Origin of the sequence: Ruegeria sp. HKCCD6428 (genome assembly GCF_013110595.1) — a bacterium.
GTDB lineage: Bacteria > Pseudomonadota > Alphaproteobacteria > Rhodobacterales > Rhodobacteraceae > Ruegeria.
In genome coordinates this window covers 462429-485000 of record NZ_WVQX01000001.1, presented here as the reverse complement: position 1 = coordinate 485000, position 22572 = coordinate 462429, and the positions used below count along the sequence as shown (strand labels likewise).

Genomic DNA, 22572 nt, shown 5'->3' with positions numbered 1-22572 from the left:
AAAGGCAGGGCATTCGCCCCGCCTTTTCATTCGCTCAATCTGCTTAGTGTGCCGTGGCCGATGGCCCAGTCGCCTCTGACGAGGCTGCTGCGGCTGCCGCAGCCTCCTCGGCGGCTTCGTCCCACTCAACCGGTTCCGGTGTACGAACCAGAGCGTGCTCAAGAACTTCCGAGACGTGCTTGACCGGGATGATTTCCAGCCCTTCCTTTACGTTATCCGGGATATCCGCCAGATCCTTTTCGTTTTCCTCTGGGATCAGGACCGTCTTGATACCACCGCGCAACGCAGCCAGCAGTTTCTCCTTCAAGCCGCCAATCGGCATTGCGTTCCCGCGCAACGAAACCTCGCCCGTCATGGCGATATCCTTGCGTACGGGAATGCCCGTCAGAACCGATACGATCGATGTCACCATCGCCAGACCCGCTGACGGACCATCCTTGGGCGTTGCGCCATCCGGCACGTGCACATGGATGTCGATCTTGTCGAACTGAGGCGGTTTGACTCCGATCTTGGGAGAAATCGACCGCACATATGACGACGCCGCATCGATGGATTCTTTCATCACATCGCCCAGCTTGCCTGTCGTCTTCATCCGACCTTTGCCGGGAAGCTTCAGCGCCTCGATTTGCAGCAGATCGCCCCCGACCGAGGTCCAGGCCAAACCGGTCACGACACCGACCTGATCGTCCTGTTCGGCCAGACCGTAACGGAACTTTGGCACGCCCAGGAATTCATCCAGGTTTTCAGGCGTGACCGTAACGGTTTCCGCCTCTTTCTTGATGATCTTGGTCAGCGCCTTCCGTGCCACCTTGGCGATTTCGCGCTCGAGGTTCCGCACACCGGCCTCGCGGGTGTAGGTGCGGATTATCTTTTGCAGCGCGTCATCGGTCAGCTCAAATTCCTTGGTTTTCAGACCATGGTTTTTGACCTGCTTGGCGATCAGGTGCTGTTTGGCGATCTCGCGCTTTTCATCCTCGGTATAGCCGGCCAGTGGGATGATCTCCATCCGGTCCAGCAACGGCCCGGGCATGTTATAGCTGTTGGACGTGGTCAGGAACATCACGTTGGACAGGTCATATTCGACCTCAAGATAGTGATCCATGAACGTGTTGTTCTGTTCCGGGTCCAACACCTCGAGCATCGCCGAGGCCGGGTCACCACGGAAGTCCTGCCCCATCTTGTCGATTTCATCGAGCAGGATGAGCGGGTTCGTGGTTTTCGCCTTTTTCAGCGCCTGAATGATCTTGCCGGGCATCGAACCGATATAGGTCCGGCGGTGGCCGCGGATCTCGGATTCGTCGCGCACCCCACCCAAGCTAATGCGAATGAACTCGCGCCCCGTGGCCTTGGCGACGGATTTACCCAAGCTGGTCTTGCCCACGCCCGGAGGGCCGACAAGGCACAGGATCGGGCCTTTCAGCTTTTTCGAACGCTGCTGAACGGCGAGATATTCGACGATCCGCTCCTTGACCTTTTCAAGGCCATAGTGATCGGCGTCCAGTATATCCTGCGCACGACCCAGATCCTTTTTGACGCGGGATTTGGTGCCCCACGGCAAAGACAGAATCCAGTCCAGATAATTGCGCACCACGGTTGCTTCGGCTGACATGGGCGACATGTTCTTGAGCTTCTTCAGCTCGCCTTCCGCCTTCTCGCGCGCTTCCTTCGACAGCTTGGTCTCGGCGATCTTGGCTTCCAGTTCGGCGATCTCGTTCGCGCCGTCCTCGCCATCGCCAAGCTCTTTCTGAATGGCCTTCATCTGCTCATTCAGATAATACTCGCGCTGGGTCTTCTCCATCTGGGATTTGACGCGGGTCTTTATCTTTTTCTCGACCTGCAGAACCGACATTTCGCCCTGCATCAGGCCATAGACTTTTTCAAGCCGCTCGCTGACGCTGAGTGTTTCCAGCAGGTCCTGCTTTTGTTCGACCTCGATGCCCAGATGGCCCGACACAAGGTCGGCCAGCTTTGCCGGCTCGGTGGTTTCACCCACGGCCGTCAGCGCTTCTTCGGGGATGTTCTTGCGCACCTTGGCATAGCGCTCGAACTCGTCCGCGACGGTGCGCAACAGGGCTTCGGTCGTGGTGACGTCACCCGGGATTTCGGTCAGATATTCCGCCCGCGCCTCGAAAAACTCTTCGTTTTCAAGAAACTCGGTGATCTGCACGCGCGCCTGCCCTTCGACAAGCACCTTGACGGTGCCGTCGGGCAGTTTCAGCAGCTGCAACACATTGGCCAGAACACCGGACTGGTAAATACCGTTCTCATCCGGGTCGTCGACGCTGGGGTCGATCTGACTGGACAGCAGAATTTGTTTGTCATCCTGCATCACCTCTTCCAGCGCGCGGACCGATTTGTCTCGGCCCACGAAAAGCGGCACGATCATATGTGGGAACACCACGATATCGCGCAGCGGCAGGACGGGGTATGAGGAATTCAGAGGCTCTTGCATGCTCTATCCTTATCGTTGGCAAGATGGCGCTTGTCCCTCATCGAGGCAACATCCGGCCATCTCCTGTCTTGGACGATAAAGGTGGGGCCTCATCGCCCTTTTTCAACCTTATCGCCATGTATCGTGTCGCAGCATGAACCGAGGTTTTCGGGACTGCAAGATGTCCCGGGAACATATCCACCGAAATTAGTGTGGCATGCATATGCAATGCGCAAATTCAGGGTCAGAACACCTGCTGCACCGCCCGGGACAGAAAAAAACCGTGGCCATCCAGGTTGCGACATTCCAGACCTTTCGTGGAGGAGGTACAGGTAAATCCTCCGAACCGACCGGTTACACCGTATTCCGCACGGTCAAATCCGTCCCGGCTCCGGTTCAGTGGCTGGCACAGCAATTCCACGGGACCGGTGTCGAACATCTGAAAATCATGCCCCCAGTCAGATTGGCAGTTCGCGGGGCGCGGCAACGCCGGAGGGCCGTATCTTTCTATGATCGTACACCGAATGTCCGAGGACTCGGGGCTTTCCCCCACCGAACACTGAATGTTTTCGGATGGGGTTTCAAAGGTCCAGACGTCAGCAACGGAAGGGGATGCGCAAAAAATGACTGCGCCGAGGAAAAAGCGGAACATCAAAAATTCTCCGGGTAACAAACAAAACAACTTTGAACAAAGTGGTTTCAGAATACCGGAAAACCCCGCAATTGTCACCTGAACGGACAGGTTACAGGGGCTCGATGTCCCCCTGTGCGCGTTGCGCGTGGAACGCGGCCTGCCACGCTTCGAATGAGCCTTCAGCGATCGCGTCCCGCATGCCCTGCATGATTTCCTGAAAGTAATGCAGGTTGTGCCAGGTCAGCAACATGCCCGAGATCATCTCGTTGGCGCGGAACACATGGTGCAGGTAGGCACGTGAATAGTTCGAACAGGCCGGGCAAGAACAGTTTTCATCCAGCGGGCGTGGATCATCCGCATGACGCGCGTTCTTGATGTTCACCACGCCATGGCGCGTGAACACCTGACCGGTACGGCCCGAGCGCGAGGGCAGAACGCAATCCATCATGTCGATCCCGCGCGCCACTGCTCCGACTATGTCATCCGGCTTGCCAACGCCCATCAGGTAACGCGGCTTATCTATGGGCAGGAAATCAGGCGCGTAATCGAGACAGTCGAACATGGCTTCCTGCCCCTCACCCACTGCCAGACCACCAACGGCGTAGCCTTCGAAACCAACCTTCTTCAACGCCTCGGCGCTTTCTTCCCGCAGGTCCCGCTCGAGACCGCCCTGCATGATTCCGAACAGAGCATGCCCCGGACGATCCCCGAATGCGTTACGGGACCTCTCGGCCCAACGCATCGACAAACGCATGGACTCGGCGATCCGGTCGCGATTTGCAGGCAATGCAGGGCATTCGTCAAAGCACATCACAATGTCGGAACCCAGAAGGCGCTGAATTTTCATTGATCTTTCTGGCGTCAGCTCGTGTTTCGATCCATCAATATGGGATTTGAAGGTCACACCCTTTTCGGTAAGCTTGCGCAAACCGGCCAGCGACATGACCTGAAACCCCCCCGAGTCCGTCAGGATCGGTCGGTCCCAGTTCATGAACTTGTGCAACCCGCCCAGGCGATCAATCCGCTCGGCCGTGGGGCGCAGCATCAGGTGATAGGTGTTGCCCAGCAGGATGTCGGCCCCGGTGGCCCGGACGCTTTCCGGCATCATCGCCTTGACTGTCGCCGCGGTACCAACCGGCATGAAGGCAGGTGTCCGCACCTCGCCACGCGGAGTGCTTATAACACCGGTGCGCGCCTTGCCGTCTGCAGCCTTGAGCTTGAAAGAGAATTGCTGGGTCATGTCATCGCCTCGGATCGCCGAACCGGGCAGGATTTGCCCGATCCGATCGGTCTTTGCAACCCGTCAGGGCAAGGATGCAACGCGGTCAGTAAACAGACGCACGACACCCGCCCCATCCACATCACGACAAACATGAACTGCGGGACGATCCCGGTCAGGTTGCGTCGCACCTATCCGGTCGCCTTCCGTCACAACACGCAGCCCGGTTTCGACCATGTCGAACATGGCCCCGTGCGAACAGGCGATCACGGCGGTTGAATCATGCAGGCCGCACCCTTCCAATCCGCCGATTTCTTTATAGAATTTCAGGTAAAATCGAGAGATATCACGCAGAAAAGATCCCATGCCGGGCGATTTTTGAGCCAGCGCGTCGAAGTCCGCGGTCTCGTAAAGTGTTTTCAGGGTAACGTCCAAACCAACCAGCACGGTCTCGGGCGGTGCGGAAAAGACCGCATCTGCGGCAACCGCATCGTGATAGATGTTGGCTTCGGCATGGTCGGTAACGTTGCCCTTGCAGTAGACGGCACCGCCCATAATCACCAAACGGCCGAGATTACCGGCAAATTCCGGGTCCAATCGCATGGCGTTGGCAATGTTGGTCAGCGGTCCGACCGCACAAACAACCAACTCGTTTTTGTGCATCCGGGCCATCTCGGCCAGAAACTCTGCGGCGGGAAGATCATGGTTCCGTCCAATCTCGGGAATCTCGGTCAGATCGCCAAACCCTTCGGGACCATGGACATGGTCCGATGGGACGTGCATGTCAGCCCCCAGAGGGAAAGGCGCACCCTCCGCCACCGGAAGGTCCAGGCCCAGCTTGTCCAGCAGAAAACGGGCATTGCGGCTGGACTGATGAACATGCGTATTGCCGAAAACCGTGGTCAGGCCGATCAGGTCAAATTCAGGCGCAGCGGCGGCATAGGCGATCGCCATGGCATCGTCGATGCCGGGGTCTGTATCGATTATCAATTTCATCCCCGCCCGATACCGCAAACAAGCCGGGATGCAAAGCAGTCACAGCAGTTCGGCTCAATGCTGAATTCCCGTAGTGAGGCGTTTGCATCTGCCGGTTTTCCCTCCATACCAGAGTTGAAATCGAGCGACTCGATCCCCATATGTATACCATAGTACACAATAAAAAGAGGACAGAATGACCGAAGATCAGATCATCGGACTGCTTTCATCAAACATCATTTACCTGCTGGCCGCCGTGCTGGTGGTCATCGTTATTTTCAAGGGCATCAAGATCGTTCCGCAATCCGAAAAATACGTGGTTGAACGGTTTGGAAGACTGCATTCGGTGCTTGGCCCCGGCATCAATTTCATTGTTCCGTTACTGGACGTTGCCCGCCACAAAATCTCGATCCTTGAACGCCAGTTGCCGAACGCGACGCAAGACGCGATCACCAAGGACAACGTTCTGGTGCAGATCGACACCTCAGTCTTTTACCGCATTCTCGAGCCGGAAAAGACAGTCTATCGAATCCGCGATGTTGATGGTGCGATTGCAACCACCGTTGCTGGCATTGTCCGGGCCGAGATTGGCAAGATGGATCTGGACGAAGTACAATCGAACCGATCGCAACTGATTTCACGCATTCAGGAAAGCGTTGAAACCGCAGTGGATGATTGGGGAATCGAAGTGACCCGTGCCGAGATTTTGGATGTGAATCTGGATCAGGCCACCCGCGATGCCATGCTGCAACAGCTGAACGCAGAACGCGCCCGCCGCGCGCAGGTGACCGAGGCCGAAGGTCTGAAACGCTCGGTCGAGCTACAGGCCGATGCCGAGTTGTATGCCGCCGAGCAAACAGCCAAGGCCCGCCGCATTCAGGCCGAGGCCGAGGCCTACGCGACAGGCGTCGTCGCCAAGGCCATTCAGGACAATGGCATCGAGGCTGCGCAGTATCAGGTTGCGCTGAAACAGGTTGAAGCCCTTAATGCACTGGGCAACGGTTCCGGCAAGCAGACCATAGTTGTGCCTGCCAATGCGCTCGAAGCCTTTGGTGACGCGTTCAAGATGCTCAAAGGAGGTAGATGATGGCTGATCCCTTTTGGTTGACCTGGTGGATCTGGCTGGCCGCCGCGCTGGCTCTGGGGATCCTGGAAATCGTTCTGCCCGGATTCATCTTTCTGGGCTTTGCAATCGGGGCCGCGATCACCGGTCTCATCCTCGCCATCCCCGGTCTGACATTGTCATTGCATGTGATTGCGCTGATCTTCGCAGTTCTTTCGTTGATCGCATGGCTTGTCCTGCGCCGGCTTTTTGCCTTGCCGCACGGTCAGGTCAAAACCTTCACGCATGACATCAATGACTAAGACACAGTGACGCTCACCCGAGCGTCACGCCCCTACTGGACGCTGTTGCTGGTATTCCCTATATAATCACTCAGGCAACTGACCCGAGGCAAAGATGACCCACCCGAGCGAACAGTTTGAAGGCACCCCGCTGATTGCGCCGTCAACGATTGAACACCCGCTGTACGAGGCAGTCGTCGAAGCGTGCCGCACGGTTTACGATCCGGAAATTCCAGTCAACATCTATGACCTGGGCCTGATCTATACGATCGACATTTCTCCGGACAACGCAGTGAAAGTTATCATGACCCTGACGGCACCCGGATGCCCGGTCGCGGGCGACATGCCTGGCTGGATTGTCGAGGCGATTGAACCTGTTGCAGGCGTCAAGGAAGTCGATGTCGAACTGACCTGGGAACCGCCCTGGGGCATGGAAATGATGTCAGATGAGGCGCGCCTGGAATTGGGCTTTATGTAGCCATCAGGCACTTGCCCTGCCAACTGTCACGAAAGCTTGGCATTTTCGTCACCTTGTCGTGCAGCCCCTGTCACACTCCTGACGGATAACATCTGAAGGTGGCATTCGCGTATGCGGTGCCGTCGGCTGGGCACGCCATGACCGCCCCCCGCTTCCCAGCTCAAGAATATGGGCCGTTCTTGCCCGAGAACGGTCCTTTTTTGTTCCGACAACGACGATCAATTCAGATTGCAGGTTTCCTTGATCTCTGCCGCTCTGGCGTCCAGTTGCTTGACGTAGTCACCTGACAGCATTTGCAGCCTTTTTTGCTCGGTTCCCGTGACCAGCCCCAACAGAGCCCCGGCAGGTGTTATGGCAGCAATGCTTTCCAGTTGTTTGTCTTCCGCATGTTTCTTTTCCGATGCAATTGCGCGCAGATCCCCTTCCGCCGTTGCACAATTCACCGGGTGCCGTTCGGATCCCGTGGCCGCCCAAGCTTCGTCGGACATCGCACACACGCTTACGAAAAAAAGTGCGGCCGCAAGTAAAGCTACTTTAACTTTCGACTCTAAATAATTCATATTTTTACCACTTCATGTCATGCCATCTATTCGGACGGGGTTCCAAAACTTCATAAGACCGATGCTAACCCCGCCTCCCGTATCAAAGCAAGTTTGCAGAGCGGCGACGCAGAAACACTAAGCTTTCCAGCGAATTCAATTTCTTTACACGACATTGCCTTGAGCAAAAGAGCCTTGGCCCCTAGATTAGGTGTAACGCGCGACAACGGAGATTTACATGTTCGGCATCCCCGGCAAACAGGCTGTGACCATAACGCCCAAAGCCGCAGAGCATATTACCCGCCTGATGAATTCGGGCGGTCACGCTGGTTTGCGCATCGGCGTCAAAAAAGGCGGCTGCGCAGGCATGGAATACACCATGGAATATGTCGACCAGGCAGATCCTCATGACGAAATCGTCGAACAGGACGGCGCGCGCATCATGATTGCGCCAATGGCCCAGATGTTTCTGTTTGGAACCGAAATCGATTACGAAGTGTCGTTGTTGGAATCCGGATTCAAATTCAAGAACCCGAACGTCGTCGACGCCTGCGGCTGCGGTGAGTCGATCAAATTTGACGAAAACATCGCCCAACAAGGCTAAGCCCGCCTCATCACTTTTCATTTGAACGTCGCATGCGGACCCATCTTCGATGTTTCCGTCCGGGATCAGCATGCGAGCAGAATTGTAAGATGATGCCGACAATGCTATCCGCATGCTAAAATCATCGGATGATCAGGGAGATACCGAAATGCGGCAGAAGCTGGCGGCTGGAAACTGGAAAATGAATGGGACCGGCGCTGAGCTGACCGAGTTGAAGGCGCTGTCTCAGATCCACCCGGCGGCATCGGTGGATATCCTGATTTGCCCACCGGCAACATTGCTCAGCCGCGCATCAATTGCCGTTCAGGGCACCGCCATCTCTGTCGGTGGTCAGGACTGTCATGCCGCAAAATCAGGCGCACACACCGGAGATATCAGTGCGGATATGCTGGTGGATGCCGGTGCAACATCGGTCATCCTGGGCCATTCCGAACGCCGCGTGGACCACGGTGAACATGATGAAGATGTGCGGGCCAAGGCGCGCGCAGCGATGGATGCAGGTCTGAAGGCGATCATTTGCGTCGGCGAAAGCCTTGAGCAGCGCGAAGCGGCCAATACGCTCGACATCATCGGCGGCCAGATGTCCGGGTCGATCCCGGATCAGTCGACCGGCGAGAACCTGATCGTCGCGTATGAACCGATCTGGGCAATTGGCACCGGCAAAGTTCCCACCCTGGAAGAAATCGGGGAAGTTCACGACTTCATGCGCGCCCGGCTGGAGCGCCGCTTTGGCGAAGGCGTGGGCCGTTCTGTCCGCCTGCTTTATGGCGGTTCGGTGAAACCCAGCAACGCGGCGGATATATTTTCAGTTTCCAACGTCGATGGCGCACTTGTGGGCGGGGCCAGCCTGAAAGCGTCTGATTTCTCGGATATTATTCAAGCGCTGGAAGGCGCCTAGTTCCAGACTTCGTCCCACAGTTTCTTCGGCTCAAGGATCGGTTATTCAATAGATCGTCGCTTCAACGCGTTGCGGTCAGGGTTGTTCACTACAACAGGCCCGTCCCTTTTTATCGTACAAAAATCCTGCCTTGCGCACGAAACTCCATGAGTTGACGAAGATACGCGGGATTCCGAACTGAGCGATGGGAAGCGAACAAAATTAAACTGGGTAATGGCGCGATATGTTTTCTGACGCCCCGCCTTGGGCAGGGCATCCAGCTCTTCCAGCACGGTCGGGTTGCCGCCCTGTACAGGATGATTGCGACCTTGTGAGACAACTCCGCCATCCCGCGCCAGAACCGATCCGATGCGACATCCGCCGTTATCAAATCCGGCCTTTGCCTTTTTAGAAGCCACACAAAATGCGTTTGTCAGAGCCGGTAAAAATTCCGAGCTCCGCTTCTTGTGTGTGCTGTAAGCTGCCGAAGTACTTTGGCTTGGCAAGTCAAGCGCATCAGGCCAGCTTCATCACCACAAGGCCTGTCACGATCAGAACCGCAGCTGCGATCCGCGCAGGTGTCAGGGCTTCGCCAAGAAACAGAATACCGACACTGAACGCCCCCACCGCACCGATCCCAGTCCAGATCGTGTATGCGGTCCCCAACGGCAAGTCCCGCATTGCAAGCGCCAGCAGACCAAATGAACCCAACATCGAAACGCCCATCACGGCCGTCGGCCACAATCGGGTAAAACCGGCCGACTGCTTCATGGCAACCGCCCAGACAATTTCCAAAAGGCCAGCAAACAGAAGAAAGATCCAGGGCATAAGACAACCTCATATCCGTACGGGTCGTCCCGAATGATGTCCCAGAAAGCAGAGGTCGTCCTCTATGCCTCAGATAAGAACCCATCGCGCGGTTTCAAGACACGAAAAAGCCGGGAAGTTGACACCACCCGGCTTTGCTCAGTTTTCAGGCAGTCTAGTTGGTTATTATTTCCGGCCCCATGAAGGTGTTGGGCAGGAAGGTCGATATCCACGGAATATACGTCACCATGATCAGGAAGACGAACAGCACCGCAAGGAAGGGCAGCGCCGCCTTCACAACGCTCATCATCGGCATACCCGCAACACCCGAAGTCACGAACAGGTTCAGACCGACCGGAGGCGTGATCATCCCGATCTCCATGTTGACCACCATGATGATACCCAGATGGATCGGGTCGATGCCCAGCTCGATAGCGATCGGGAACACCAGGGGCGCCACGATGACCAGCAGGCCAGACGGTTCCATGAACTGACCGCCGATCAGCAGGATCACGTTCACCACGATCAGGAAAGCCACCGGGCCAAGGCCCGCCGACAGCATCGCTTCGGCGATATGCTGCGGCACCTGTTCGTCGGTCAGAACATGCTTGAGGATCAGCGCGTTGGCGATCACGAACAGCAGAGTGACAGTCAACTTGCCAGCCTCGAACAGCGTATGCTTGGTGTCCGGGTGAAAGAAAGCCGTGATCAGCGCATAGGGTTTTTTTAGCAGCGGCAGGTTCTGTGTGCCTTCTTCCGTGCTCAGCGGGCCCATGTCCTTGTACACAAAGCTGGCAATGAAGAACGCGTAGACTGCGGCGACTGCGGCGGCCTCGGTCGGGGTGAAGATGCCACCATAGATACCACCCAGAATGATGACGATCAGGAAAAGACCCCAACCGGCCTCACGGGCCGAGGTAAAAATCTCTCCCCAGCCTTTCCATTCACCCTTGGGCAGGTTCTTGACCTTGGCCATGACATAGATGGTGATCATCAGCATCAAACCAGCCATCAGACCGGGAATAACCCCCGCAAGGAACATGCGCCCAACCGAGACTTCAACAGCGGCGGCATATACGACCATGACGATGGACGGAGGGATCAGAATACCCAGTGTCCCCGCGTTGCAGATCACACCGGCGGCAAATTCCTTGGAATAGCCCACCTGACGCATCCCCGCGATGACGATCGAGCCGATGGCGACCACGGTCGCCGGGGACGACCCGGACAGGGCTGCGAACAGCATACAGGCAAAGACGCCCGCAATCGCCAGCCCGCCGGGCAAATGCCCGACACAGGCGATCGAGAACCGGATGATCCGTCGTGCGACACCGCCTGTTGTCATGAAGGACGACGCCAGGATGAAGAACGGGATCGCCAGCAGGGTAAAATGCCCTTCAAAAGCCTCGAACAGCGTGCCCGCGACAGAAGCGAGTGAACTGTCAGAGTAGATCAGCAGAAACAGGGTCGAGCTGAGGCCAAGCGCAACCGCAATCGGCACACCGATCAGCAGCAGGCCGACGACCATCGAGAAAAGAAGTACGACGTCCATCAGTTGTGCTCTCCTTGCTGAGCGCGGACTTCTTCGATCTCGTCCTCGACTTCGTGGCTGGCGACAAGGCGATCCGTTTCGCCACGCCAGATCTGAACGGCAACCTGGGCGAACCGGATCACCAGCAGCAGCATCGATACCGGCAGCACCAGATAGGGCACCACCTTGGGAAGCTTCTCGTATCCTTCGCCATAGTTGATCAGGTCTTCCAGAAACCGCAGCGGAGCGACCATCGGGATATCGTCAACCTCATAGAAGCTCTGGCTGCGGGCGTCGAAGTTGAGCCCGGTCGGGAACCAGCGTCCGGATGTCGGCGGCAGATCCGCGAAGACCGCCCAATAGTCATAGGCGCCTTTCAGCAACAGCAGCGAAAACACCAGACAGCACCCCACAGCGATGAGCGCCAGAATGCGACGCGGCGCCGGGGCCAGCATGTTTAGGATCGCGTCAACACCCAGATGAGAGTGTTTCTTGACCGCGTAAGAGGCACCAAGCAGCACCAGCCAGCCAAAAGTGAACACCGTCAGTTCAAGCGCCCACAGGATATTGGAATTGAAAACAAACCGCGCGATCACGTTGGCAAATGTCACGACCGTCATCAGGCCCAACAGACACGCGATCAGGGTTTCTTCGATATGGTCGACCAGCCCGCCTTGGCCGGAATTCGCACCAGACATCTTTCTGTCCCCGCATTTTTTGTGATGAGAGAGTGTTGGGCGGGCTTGTTCAGCCCGCCCGGCCAGCGCGTCGAATACTCCCCAGTCCCCGGACGCGCTGCCTTTGGCCAGATTCAGAAGCCGGCGTTGATGGCCTGAGCCGCGTCGATCTTGTCCTGACCCACGTCACCTGCGAACTGGTCCCAAACGGGCTTCATCGCATCAACCCAGGCCTGACGCTGTTCCGGGGTCAACTCGCGGATGACACCGCCTGCTTCAACGATCGAGGCTTTGGCTGCTTCGTTCACGGCAAAGGCTTCTTTGTTCCGTGTTTCCGTGACTTCAGCCAGAATGGTCTGGAACTGATCACGCACGTCCGGATCCAGGCTGTCCAGCCAATCCACAGAGGTTACGACCAGATAGTCGATGATGCCGTGGTTGGTCTCGGTGATGCCGTCCTGTACTTCGAAGAACTTCTTGCCATAGATGTTCGACCAGGTGTTTTCCTGACCATCCACAACCCCCTGTTGCAGCGCGCCGTAAACTTCCGAGAACGCCATTTTCTGCGGGCTGCCACCAATGGCCTCCATCTGTGCCACCAGAACGTCCGAAGACTGCACGCGGAACTTCAGACCGTTTGCATCCGACGGATCGACCAGCGGCTTGTTGGCCGACATCTGCTTCATGCCGTTGTGCCAGAAGGCCAGCCCCTGAAGGCCACGGCGCTGCATGCTGTCCTTCATCGCCTGACCATCAGCCGAAGCCTGGAACGCATCCACAGCATCGATGTTCTTGAACATGAACGGCAGGTCAAACAGGCGGAACTGCTTGGTGAACTTCTCGAACTTTGACAGCGACGGTGCGGCCAGCTGAACGTCGCCCTGCAACATCGCCTCCAGCACCTTGTCGTCGTTGTACAGGGTCGAGTTCGGATAGACCTCCATGCACATCACGCCGTTCATCTCATCATTGACGCGCTGTTCCAGCAGCGATGCGGCGATGCCCTTGGGGTGTTTGTCAGTGTTGGTCACATGCGCGAACTTGACGACGATTTCACCATCGTCGCAGGCTGCCATCCCTGCGGTGGCTGTGACTGTCAGCGCCAGAGCGGTTGCTGCCGTTGTCAGGAATTTCATCTGTCTTTTCCTCCCAGACTTCCTTGAAACTGTCCTTCGACACCAATTCGGTGTCAGATGAAGCGAAGTGAAACGAATCGGCACGATCCACTCAACGATTTGTTTTTTGCCCCTCAATTTTCTATTAATATTATTTATTTCAAAATGTTATGAAGCATTTTGCAATGTATACTCGATCCATTCGAAACCCCGAGTGCGAGATTCCGCACAGCAATCTTCCAGTTTGTGCGGAAATCCGCACACCCTGCGAATCAAAACACCCGAATCAACTGGTGCGAAACCGCAGTCCGCGACAGCGGGCTGCCCGGCCCAACAGCTTTAGACGCATGTTAATGCGGAAAAAGGTGGCGGGAGCCCGACCGTTACCGCCGGTAATCCTCGGCCCGAATCTGGTACCGTGCCAGCTTGTCGTAAAATGTCTTGCGCGGCAGTTTCAATGCCTTCGCCGCATCTGATGCCTTGCCGTTGTGACGACCCAGCGCCGCGATGAGCAGCGACCGCTCCACCCGCGCCATCTGTTCGCTGAGCCCCAGATCAGTTGCCTGCGCGACTTCTTCCGGCATTCCCAGCACGAAGCGCATCGCGGCTGACATCAGGGATCGCGCATTCCCCGGCCAGTCGCTGGCCATTAGCGACGCCAGATGCTCGGACGAGATTTCCGGCGCCACGATCCCCGCCTGTTCTGCGGCCTGTGCAACGTAATGACGGAAGATCACCGGAATGTCGTCGGGGCGTTCTGCCAGCGATGGAATACGCACCCGCATGACATCCAGCCTGTAAAACAGGTCTGCATTGAACCGGCCTTCAGAACTTAGCGCCGAAAGATCAGCGGTCGTTCCCGCAATGATACGCCCGCCCGGTCCATGCTCGATGATCTCCAACGCCGCAAATTGCGTGGCATGGGGCATGGCCGAGACTTCATCCAGAAACAATGACCCACCTGCCGCATCTTCACAGCTCTCGGCCAAGTCGTCGGGGCTGAGGCTTGAGGCCGTGCGTTTGACAAATGGTCCCTGCCCTGCTGGCGACATCAGATGCACGACCTCGGCGACCTTTGAGATGCCGCTGCCCGGCGGTCCCGTCACAAGAACTTCGGCACCTGTTGGCGCAACGGTCCGAACCCGTTCGCGCAGGGCCTCGGCCTGCGGCGACAGTCCGAACAGCAAACGCGCGGCGGGGTCTCCTCGTTCCAACTCGGATTTCGCCGCTCTTTGCTCCAACACCTGCGAACGGGCTGCAAAGGCGCGTTCAAGCACCTCCAGAAGATCGGACGCGGCGCACGGCTTTTCCAGAAAATCGAACGCACCCTTTCCCATGGCGTCGACGGCCATGGGAATATCGCCCTCACCCGTCAGAAGAACCACGGGAAGATCCGGATCGACCTCTCGGGCATAAGACAAAAGGTGGAACCCGTCCCGCCCCGGCATGCGGATATCCGAGATGATGACACCGGGAAACTCGCGGCTGATGTGATCCTTGGCCGCCACAAAGGATCCAGCGGTCGTTGGCTGATAATCCGCCAATTCCAGAGTTTGAGACAGGGCCTCGCGTACGGCGGCATCATCATCGACCAACAAAACCCTGCGCATCATGCGGCCTCTTCCTTGTCGCAGGGTTCCAGTTCGACGGTAAACATGGCCCCATCCGCCGTGTTCGCGCCCCGTATATCCCCACCAAAACTTTGAACCAGCCCGTAGGAAATGGAAAGCCCCAGCCCCAAACCTTCTGACGATCCAACACTTTTCGTGGAATAGAAGGGCTCGAACATCCGGTCGGGGTCTTCAATGCCCGGGCCAGTATCCTGCAAGGAAACGCTCAATCGTGCGCCTTTTCGCAGCGTTATCGTAATAATCCGTTTTGGTCGCCCCAGCATTGCATCCGCCGCATTGTTGATCAGATTTACGAACACCTGCACCAAACGTACTTCACCCCCCCAAACATACACAGCGCCATTCGGGGGGTTCCAGTTCAGGGTTACATCGTCGTCTCGCAGGCGGGCCTCGGTCAGTTCAACAGCGGTGTTGAGAACCTGTATCAGGTCAACCCGCCCCATCGGTTCGCTTTCGTTGCGGGCAAAGGCGCGAAGGTTCTTGATGATCCGCGCCATCCGCGCCGCCATTTCCGAGATCCGGCCCAGATTCTCGGCAGCCATTTCAGGTTTTCCCCGCGTCATGAACGCTGAACCGTTATCCGCGAATTGTCGTATGGCCATAAGCGGCTGGTTCAGTTCATGGCTGATCCCTGCCGACATTTGCCCCAATGCGCTGAGCTTTCCCGCCTGCACCAGGTCTGCCTGGGCCCGCCGCAGCGCCGCCTCGGCTTCTTCCCGTTCCGCCACTTCCTTGCGCAAACTGGCATTTGCCACTGTCAGGTCATGGGTACGTTTGGCCACACGGCTTTCCAGAACGGCATTCGCTTCTGCCAATGCCCGCCGCCGCTCCATGGCAAGAAAGAGCATGGCCCCAAAGGCCAGACAGATCGCCGCGACGGCCGCCGCCTGAAGCCTGGCAAGCTGAAGGGCTGGCGCCACATCCACCAGAACCTCGGCCGTCATGTCGATCACCGGCAAATCAAGGGTCAGATGCAGCGCATCGCGCGGCAGGTAACGCCCCCAGTTCAAATGCCACAACTCGTGCCTGCCGACCTGTTTCGAAGAAAAATCGACGGCCGCACCATCTGGCGGCGTCAATCCCGCCTCACCGTCCGCCCGGCGCCAGAACAGCAGGTCGGATCTGTTGGAAATGAAAACGACACCATCTGAATCGACAAAGAAAACCGCCTCGGTACTGCCACGCCACGTTTGTTCAACGTCCTGAACATCAGCAACGACCATCAACGCGCCTTCGATCTGGCCAGACGGGCCAAAAGTGGGGGCGGCATAGGAATAGATCCGGTCTTCGCCCGAAGGTACAACCTCATGCGCACTGCCCAAGGCGCCCTGCATCGCACGGCGGAAAGCCGGATGATGGGCCATGTTGCGCTGGGACACAGGCTGCGCCGATACCAGAACCTGCCCGTTCGTATCCAGGTACATCATGTTTACGGCGGCCGTTTTGTCAGCGACGTCCAGCAGCGTTGCCTGGGCTTGGCGAATACCGGCCTGCGTATCCAGTTCATGCAAAACGGGATGAGTTGCCATCAGTACGGCAAGTTCCTGATACACTTGCATCTGCGTGCTCAGCCGGTCAGCCGCCAGCTCAAGATCTGCCTCTGCCTTCTCGCTCAGCTGAGACAGGGCCTGTCGATATCCATAAGACCAGACAAACCCCGACAATAGCCCAACGGCGAGCAAAAAACCGGAAATGAACCAAACCCTGTGCATAGACAGGGTCTTGCATTCAATGCGCCGCATGGCAAGTGTGCGGCGCATGAAGTCTTTTTCGCAATCACCGACAGACCCGGGTTTCGTCCAAAACCCCTACCCGTTCTACGACAAGACGCGAGGCTCAGGCGATCTGTTCTATTGGCAGGACTATGGTTTGGTCGCCGCGGTTTCATACCGCGCGGTTCGCGCCCTGTTTCGGGACCGCAGGTTTGGCCGCGAGGTTCCGCCCGAACTGGCAGAGCAAGGTCCAGCCCACCTGGCGCCCTGGCTGGCCATCGAGGCCCATTCACTGCTTGAAGCAGAACCACCAAGGCACACACGCCTTCGGTCGTTGGTTATGCGCGCCTTCACGTCACGGGCGATTTCTGCGCTGCAACCGTCCATCGAAGACCTTTGCCACGACCTGATCAAAGGCTTCCCTCATAAGTCGTTCGATCTGTTGGAAGCCTATTGCACTCAGGTGCCGGTGATCACGATCTGCCGGCTTCTGGGCGTCCCTGAAGCTATGGCGCCTGACCTGTTGCAGTGGTCACACGATATGGTTGCCATGTATCAGGCCAACCGCACGCAGGCCACCGAAGACAGGGCCGCCAAATCATCACGGGAGTTCACCGAATTCCTAAAGGAATACATAGAGCTGCGGCGCAATGATCCACGGGACGACCTGATAACCCGGTTGATAAGCGCCGAGGAAGAAGGCCAGAAACTGTCACTGGACGAGCTGGTTGCCACCTGCATCCTGCTGCTCAACGCAGGCCATGAGGCCACCGAGCATTCACTGGGGAACGGGGTGAAAACCCTGTTGCAGACCCGTACCGCCCCCGACGCCCTGGCACCGGATGGACTCGACGCAACCATCGAAGAAATCCTGCGCTATGACCCGCCTCTGCACATGTTCACACGTTACGCGTATGAGGACGTGGATCTGTTCGGCCATTCATTCAAACGTGGCGATCAAGTGGCACTGTTGCTTGGCGCGGCCAACCGCGACCCCGCTGTCTGGGCTGAACCGAACACGTTTCAGCCGAGCCGTCCGATTGAAGTCAACACAAGCTTTGGGGGCGGAATTCATTTCTGCGTCGGGGCACCGCTGGCGCGTCTTGAAATGCGGATTGCTTTGCCGATCCTGTTCGAAAGCTGCCCAAACCTGAAACTGGCTACGCCGCCGCTTTACTCGGACAGCTATCACTTTCACGGGCTGAATCAGCTGCTGGTCAGACGTTAGCCATCACATTTCGCATATCTACACGACGCTTCCGGCGATTTTGCTTCCGGCCGGATGAAAACACCCATCAGTTCATCTGGCTCAAAGCCCCCTGAAAGACACTGGCGGAGGAGCCACGGTCGAGTGTTCTAGGCCCCCTCTGCCAACGCATTCAGCGGCAACATCGTCGTGGACTTGATCTCTTCCATGGACAGCAACGCCGTGACATTGTGCACGCGCACCTCCGAGATGAGCGACTGATAGAACTGATCATAGGCACGTGCGTTCTTGACCCGGACTTTCAGGATATAGTCGATATCACCCGCCAACCGGTGCGCCTCTTGCACTTCGGGGTGATCCTTCAATGCTTTCAGGAATTTACGTTGCCAGTCCGCCTCATGTTCCGAGGTGCGGATCAAAACAAAAAAGGTGGCTTCGAACCCAAGTGCCTCGGCATCCAGCAGCACCGTTTGCTGGCCGATGATTCCCGCCCCCTTGAGCTTGCGAATGCGATTCCAGACAGGCGTCTTTGAACTACCGACCCGAGCCGCAATTTCGTCCAATGATTGTCCTGCGTCCCGTTGCAGCTCGGCCAGAATTTTTCGATCCGTGTCATCTATCCGCACCGACATTCCAATTTTCCTTCTGTTTCGACACCCCTGTTCCGGTTTTCCCGAAAATCGGAACACTTGTCCTTATTTCAGCGGCGATATGGCGCTTTGGTGGGAATATTTCCTATATTAAGGGTCAAGTCAAACAATGTCCGAGACGATCCGATGCAGGATTTTCACACAACCAAGCCCAAAGGTCATGTCGACTTTGTCGGCGCCGGACCCGGTGACCCCGAATTGCTGACGCTCAAGGCGTTGGCCGCATTCGAGCGCGCGGATGTGGTGCTGCATGATCGCCTGATCAGCAAGCCTGTGCTGGACGTTGCCGCCCAGAACGCCGCTTTGGTCGATGTCGGCAAGGCCGGGTTCGGCCCCTCGTGGAAGCAAAGCGATATCGACGCGCTTCTGGTTGAACACGCCCTGAATGGCAACCGTGTGGTGCGTCTCAAATCGGGGGATCCCACAATCTTTGGCCGCCTGGACGAAGAAATCGAGGCCGTCGATGCGGCCGGTATTTCCTGGCAGATCATTCCCGGCATCACGGCGGCCTCTGCCGCAGTGGCTGGCATCGGTCAAAGCTTGACCCGCCGCGGACGCAACTCATCGGTGCGTTTTTTGACCGGGCACGACATGCAAGGATTCGCGGATCACGATTGGAACGCTCTGGCTCAGGCCGGTTCCGTGGCGGCAATCTACATGGGCAAGAAATCCGCTCGGTTCATTCAGGGCCGTCTGATCATGCACGGCGCCGATCGCACCAACCCCATTACCCTGGTCGAGAATGCATCGCGTCCCGACCAACGGATTTTGGCCACCACCTTGGACCAATTGCCCACCGATCTGGCCGCCGCCGAAATGGATGGACCGGCTCTGACCTTCTATGGCCTTGCCCCGCGCGAAGCGGCGCAGGCTGTAACCGAATTCAACAAGGAGCTTGCCTGATGGCCCGCGCTTTTACCCCCAAAGTCGTCACTGCAAATGACTTGCTCGAAGGTGACGTGATTTATCTGACGGAAGATGACCGCTGGTCTCGTGACCTGAGCGAAGCAGAACTGATCACCGACGAGGCGCATGCGCAGGTTCGCCTACTGGATGCCGCGCGTCAGGCAAACAAAATCGTGGGCGCTTATCTGGCCGATGCCGTCGCTGGCGAAAACGGCCCCGAGCCCACCCATTTCCGGGAAGACTTCCGCCGCACTGGTCCGTCCAACTATGCCCACGGCAAACAGGAAACTTCCCCGCAGCCCCGGGCCTGACCTCTGGCCCTTCTCTCTCCCCTTCAAGGCCCCAGGTTCGGGGCTGCAACCAAGGACAGCTAGACATGTATCGCTACTCCGAGTTTGACAAAGATTTTCTGGCAGAGCGTAACGCGCAGTTCCGCGCTCAGGTCGAGCGCCGCATCGACGGTTCGCTGACCGAAGATGAATTCAAGCCTTTGCGCCTGATGAACGGCCTGTATCTGCAATTGCACGCATACATGCTGCGAGTCGCCATTCCCTACGGCACGCTGAACAGCGCGCAAATGCGTCAACTGGCCCTGCTGGCTGAAAAGTGGGACAAAGGTTATGGTCATTTCACCACCCGTCAGAACATCCAGTACAACTGGCCGAAACTGAAAGATGTGCCAGACATGCTGGACGCGCTGGCCGAGGTCGGCATGCACGCCATCCAGACCTCGGGCAACACCATCCGCAACGTGACCGCCGACCATTTCGCCGGTGCCGCCGCGGATGAGGTCGCCGACCCGCGTCCCTATGCCGAACTGCTGCGCCAGTGGTCGACCGACCACCCGGAATTCCAGTTCATGCCGCGCAAGTTCAAGATCGCGATCACCGGTTCGGAAAACGACCGCGCCGTGATCAAAGCGCATGACATCGGCCTGCAACTGGTCGAACGTGACGGCGTTCTGGGTGCGCGCGTCATCGTCGGTGGCGGTCTGGGCCGTACACCGATGATCGGCAAGGAACTGTCCGAATTCGTCGCATTCGATGATCTGCTGGCCTATCTTGAAGCCACAGTGTCGGTCTGGAACCAGATCGGTCGCCGCGACAACAAGTACAAGGCACGCATCAAGATCACCGTGCATGAACACGGCATCGACGCCATCCGCGCCAAGGTGAATGAGCGTTTCTTGCAGGTTCGCCCACAGTTCAAAGGCGCCGACATGGCGCTGCTGGATGAGATCAAGGGCCATTTTGCGCCTCCGGCCTTCCGCGAAGGTTCGGTTGCGTCGTTTGAAAGCGCCTATTCCAACGATCCGGTTTTCCGGTCGTGGGTCGATACCAACATCGCGCCCCACAAGAACGCGGACCACGCGATCGTTACGATCTCGATCAAGAAACACGGCCAGACGCCGGGTGATGCGACCGCCGAGCAGATGCGCGTGATGGCCGATCTGGCCGAAGAATTCGCCTATGATGAGCTGCGTATCAGCCACGAGCAGAACGTGATCCTGCCGCATGTCCACAAATCGGACCTGCCCGCGATCCACGCCAAGCTGAAACAGCACGAACTGGCCACCGCCAATATCGGCCTGATCAGCGATATCATCGCCTGCCCCGGCATGGATTACTGCGCGCTGGCGACGGCCCGCTCGATCCCGGTTGCTCAGGAAATTGCGACCCGCTTTGAAGAGTTGAAGCTGGAGCATGACATCGGGCACCTGAAGATCAAGATCTCGGGCTGCATCAACGCCTGCGGCCACCACCATGTGGGCCATATCGGCATCCTGGGCCTGGATCGTGCAGGCGTCGAAAACTACCAGATCACCCTGGGTGGCGACGCCACCGAGACGGCCGCGATCGGCGACCGCACCGGTCCGGGCTTTGCCTATGACGAGATCGTGCCGGCCGTGGAACGCATCGTCGACACCTACCTGGATCTGCGCGAGAGTGCTGAAGAAACCTTTCTTATGACCTATCGCCGCGTCGGCATGGAGCCATTCAAGGCCGCTCTCTACCCCGAGGCTCGGGCGAATGCCGCTTGATCTGATCCAAACGGAACTGGGCAAAGACCGCAGCGACCTGACCGAGAAGGTCAACGCATTGAATGCCCGGTTCCGTCACCACAGCGCCCATGACGTGATGCATGGCGCCCTTGAAGAGATCGATGCGCTTGCTCTGGTCTCAAGCTTTGGTGCGGAATCGGTGGTGCTGCTGCACATGGCTGCGGTGATCGACAAGATGACGCCGGTGTTGTTCGTGGATACCCAATTGCTGTTCACCGAAACGCTGGAGTACCAGCAGGAAGTCAGCGAGCGCCTGGGGCTCAGGAACATCCGGATCATCCGGGCGGATGACGAAGAACTGCAACGCGAAGACCCCTATGGCGCGCTGCGCCTGCGGGATACGGATGCGTGCTGCAACCTGCGCAAGACCTTTCCTTTGCAGCAAGCCCTGACCGGGTATTGCGGTTGGATTACCGGCCGGAAACGGTTCCAGTCCGGCACGCGCGCCGCGCTCGAGTTTTTCGAGGTCGAAGACGGCACGGGCCGGATCAAGGTCAATCCGCTGGCCCATTGGGCGCCGGACGATGTGCGCGCCTATATGGAAGAAAACAACCTGCCCCGGCACCCGCTGGTGGCCAAAGGATACCCTTCGATCGGCTGTGCGCCCTGCACTTCGCCGGTGAAGGAAGGCGAAGACCCCCGCGCCGGCCGCTGGCGCGATCAGAACAAGGAAGAATGCGGCATTCATTTTGTCGATGGCAAGATGGTGCGCATCGGAGAGAAAACATGAACGTAATCGTAACGGATGAGGGCTTTTCGCCCGATGACTGGACCGACGGCTTTGTCACTCTGGATGATGCCGCAAATGACGTGGTTGCGCTGGACGTCAGCTCGGACACGGACCCGGATGAGCTTTTTGACCGCTTGGGCAGTGCCAAGCTGGTTCGGGTGGATTTTCCATCCTTTGCCGACGGTCGCGGCTTTACCATCGCCCGCACCCTGCGCCTTAAGGGCTATACGGGACGCTTGCGCGCCAAGGGTCATGTTCTGGCAGACCAATATGCCATGGCACGTCGCTGCGGTTTTGACGAAGTTGAGATTGACGGAGACCTGGCAGATCGCCAGCCCGAAGATCAGTGGCTTTCCCGGGCCAACTGGAAAGAGAACAACTATCAGGCGCGTTTGCGCGGTTAAAAGCCGCCCATCGCCAGCTTGAAACGCAAAGGGGGCAAT

At 57.6% G+C, this 22572-nt stretch carries 23 protein-coding genes; 11 read left to right on the top strand and 12 right to left on the bottom strand.

From position 1 onward, the window contains the following. Positions 1-43: 43 nt before the first annotated feature. The 4 genes from lon to GS620_RS02320 all read right to left on the bottom strand — a co-directional run bounded on the left by lon (position 44) and on the right by GS620_RS02320 (position 5280). Positions 44-2452, bottom strand: coding sequence for an endopeptidase La (gene lon / locus GS620_RS02335; protein ID WP_171116130.1), 2409 nt, complete (start codon positions 2450-2452; stop codon positions 44-46). Positions 2453-2675: 223 nt separating this feature from the next. After that, a complete protein-coding gene (locus tag GS620_RS02330; protein WP_171231708.1) occupies positions 2676-3083 on the bottom strand; it encodes a DUF6636 domain-containing protein in 408 nt (135 codons plus the stop codon). A gap of 91 nt (positions 3084-3174) precedes the next feature. Next, positions 3175-4305 (bottom strand): tRNA guanosine(34) transglycosylase Tgt, encoded by a 1131-nt coding sequence (tgt, locus tag GS620_RS02325; RefSeq protein ID WP_171613883.1) that lies wholly within the window; start codon positions 4303-4305, stop codon positions 3175-3177. A 63-nt stretch (positions 4306-4368) separates the two neighbouring features. After that, a complete protein-coding gene (locus GS620_RS02320) occupies positions 4369-5280 on the bottom strand; it encodes a nucleoside hydrolase (protein ID WP_171204688.1) in 912 nt (303 codons plus the stop codon). A 175-nt stretch (positions 5281-5455) separates the two neighbouring features. On the opposite strand from GS620_RS02320, the gene GS620_RS02315 reads away from it, so the two are divergent. From GS620_RS02315 to GS620_RS02305, 3 genes are all read left to right on the top strand, one after another. After that, the gene (locus GS620_RS02315; protein WP_171362931.1) at positions 5456-6346 is read left to right on the top strand and encodes an SPFH domain-containing protein; all 891 of its coding nucleotides are present in this window, start codon (positions 5456-5458) and stop codon (positions 6344-6346) included. Next, positions 6346-6624, top strand: a complete 279-nt coding sequence (locus tag GS620_RS02310) for an NfeD family protein (protein ID WP_171116140.1) — start codon at positions 6346-6348, stop codon at positions 6622-6624. Before GS620_RS02315 ends, GS620_RS02310 begins: the two co-directional genes overlap by 1 nt. A gap of 94 nt (positions 6625-6718) precedes the next feature. Continuing rightward, on the top strand, positions 6719-7081 hold the full coding sequence (locus tag GS620_RS02305; RefSeq protein ID WP_152457849.1) for an SUF system Fe-S cluster assembly protein: 363 nt from the start codon (positions 6719-6721) through the stop codon (positions 7079-7081). A gap of 218 nt (positions 7082-7299) precedes the next feature. Here the strand turns inward: GS620_RS02305 and GS620_RS02300 are convergent, their stop codons facing one another. Next, complete coding sequence (locus GS620_RS02300; protein WP_171328554.1) at positions 7300-7569, bottom strand: hypothetical protein; 270 nt, start codon at positions 7567-7569, stop codon at positions 7300-7302. Positions 7570-7858: 289 nt separating this feature from the next. Here GS620_RS02300 and GS620_RS02295 point away from each other — a divergent pair, with 289 nt between their 5' ends. Together GS620_RS02295 and tpiA are read left to right on the top strand one after the other, a co-directional pair. After that, positions 7859-8224, top strand: coding sequence for an iron-sulfur cluster assembly accessory protein (locus GS620_RS02295; RefSeq protein ID WP_171613881.1), 366 nt, complete (start codon positions 7859-7861; stop codon positions 8222-8224). 148 nt (positions 8225-8372) lie between these two features. Next, positions 8373-9122, top strand: coding sequence for a triose-phosphate isomerase (gene tpiA, locus GS620_RS02290; RefSeq protein WP_171168346.1), 750 nt, complete (start codon positions 8373-8375; stop codon positions 9120-9122). A 495-nt stretch (positions 9123-9617) separates the two neighbouring features. Here tpiA and GS620_RS02285 read toward each other — a convergent pair whose 3' ends face one another. The 6 genes from GS620_RS02285 to GS620_RS02260 form a co-directional block, all read right to left on the bottom strand. Next, positions 9618-9929 (bottom strand): multidrug efflux SMR transporter, encoded by a 312-nt coding sequence (locus tag GS620_RS02285; protein WP_171116148.1) that lies wholly within the window; start codon positions 9927-9929, stop codon positions 9618-9620. A 154-nt stretch (positions 9930-10083) separates the two neighbouring features. Further along, a complete protein-coding gene (locus tag GS620_RS02280; RefSeq protein ID WP_152457844.1) occupies positions 10084-11460 on the bottom strand; it encodes a TRAP transporter large permease in 1377 nt (458 codons plus the stop codon). Beyond that, positions 11460-12137, bottom strand: a complete 678-nt coding sequence (locus GS620_RS02275) for a TRAP transporter small permease (RefSeq protein WP_171116150.1) — start codon at positions 12135-12137, stop codon at positions 11460-11462. Before GS620_RS02275 ends, GS620_RS02280 begins: the two co-directional genes overlap by 1 nt. 113 nt (positions 12138-12250) lie before the next feature. Then, positions 12251-13252, bottom strand: coding sequence for a DctP family TRAP transporter solute-binding subunit (locus GS620_RS02270; RefSeq protein ID WP_171116152.1), 1002 nt, complete (start codon positions 13250-13252; stop codon positions 12251-12253). 362 nt (positions 13253-13614) lie between these two features. Next, positions 13615-14844 (bottom strand): sigma-54 dependent transcriptional regulator, encoded by a 1230-nt coding sequence (locus GS620_RS02265; protein WP_171116154.1) that lies wholly within the window; start codon positions 14842-14844, stop codon positions 13615-13617. Beyond that, positions 14841-16622 (bottom strand): ATP-binding protein, encoded by a 1782-nt coding sequence (locus tag GS620_RS02260; protein ID WP_171613880.1) that lies wholly within the window; start codon positions 16620-16622, stop codon positions 14841-14843. The genes GS620_RS02265 and GS620_RS02260 overlap by 4 nt, the downstream gene beginning before the upstream one ends. Here GS620_RS02260 and GS620_RS02255 point away from each other — a divergent pair. Further along, positions 16621-17802 (top strand): cytochrome P450, encoded by a 1182-nt coding sequence (locus tag GS620_RS02255; RefSeq protein ID WP_171613878.1) that lies wholly within the window; start codon positions 16621-16623, stop codon positions 17800-17802. The two genes, GS620_RS02260 and GS620_RS02255, sit on opposite strands and share 2 nt — an antisense overlap. 128 nt (positions 17803-17930) lie before the next feature. Here the strand turns inward: GS620_RS02255 and GS620_RS02250 are convergent, their stop codons facing one another. Further along, positions 17931-18413 carry an Lrp/AsnC family transcriptional regulator gene (locus GS620_RS02250; protein ID WP_117869097.1) on the bottom strand — a complete coding sequence of 161 codons (483 nt, stop codon included), beginning with the start codon at positions 18411-18413 and terminating at the stop codon, positions 17931-17933. Between the two features lie 144 nt (positions 18414-18557). Here GS620_RS02250 and cobA point away from each other — a divergent pair, with 144 nt between their 5' ends. From cobA to GS620_RS02225, 5 genes are all read left to right on the top strand, one after another. Beyond that, positions 18558-19334, top strand: coding sequence for a uroporphyrinogen-III C-methyltransferase (gene cobA / locus GS620_RS02245; RefSeq protein ID WP_171116159.1), 777 nt, complete (start codon positions 18558-18560; stop codon positions 19332-19334). Beyond that, positions 19334-19648 carry a DUF2849 domain-containing protein gene (locus GS620_RS02240; RefSeq protein ID WP_152457837.1) on the top strand — a complete coding sequence of 105 codons (315 nt, stop codon included), beginning with the start codon at positions 19334-19336 and terminating at the stop codon, positions 19646-19648. Before cobA ends, GS620_RS02240 begins: the two co-directional genes overlap by 1 nt. 65 nt (positions 19649-19713) lie before the next feature. Further along, on the top strand, positions 19714-21378 hold the full coding sequence (locus GS620_RS02235) for a nitrite/sulfite reductase (RefSeq protein ID WP_171362938.1): 1665 nt from the start codon (positions 19714-19716) through the stop codon (positions 21376-21378). Then, positions 21368-22129, top strand: coding sequence for a phosphoadenylyl-sulfate reductase (locus tag GS620_RS02230; protein WP_171116163.1), 762 nt, complete (start codon positions 21368-21370; stop codon positions 22127-22129). The genes GS620_RS02235 and GS620_RS02230 overlap by 11 nt, the downstream gene beginning before the upstream one ends. Then, the gene (locus tag GS620_RS02225) at positions 22126-22533 is read left to right on the top strand and encodes a DUF934 domain-containing protein (protein WP_171116164.1); all 408 of its coding nucleotides are present in this window, start codon (positions 22126-22128) and stop codon (positions 22531-22533) included. The genes GS620_RS02230 and GS620_RS02225 overlap by 4 nt, the downstream gene beginning before the upstream one ends. The last annotated feature ends 39 nt before the right edge of the window (positions 22534-22572 follow it).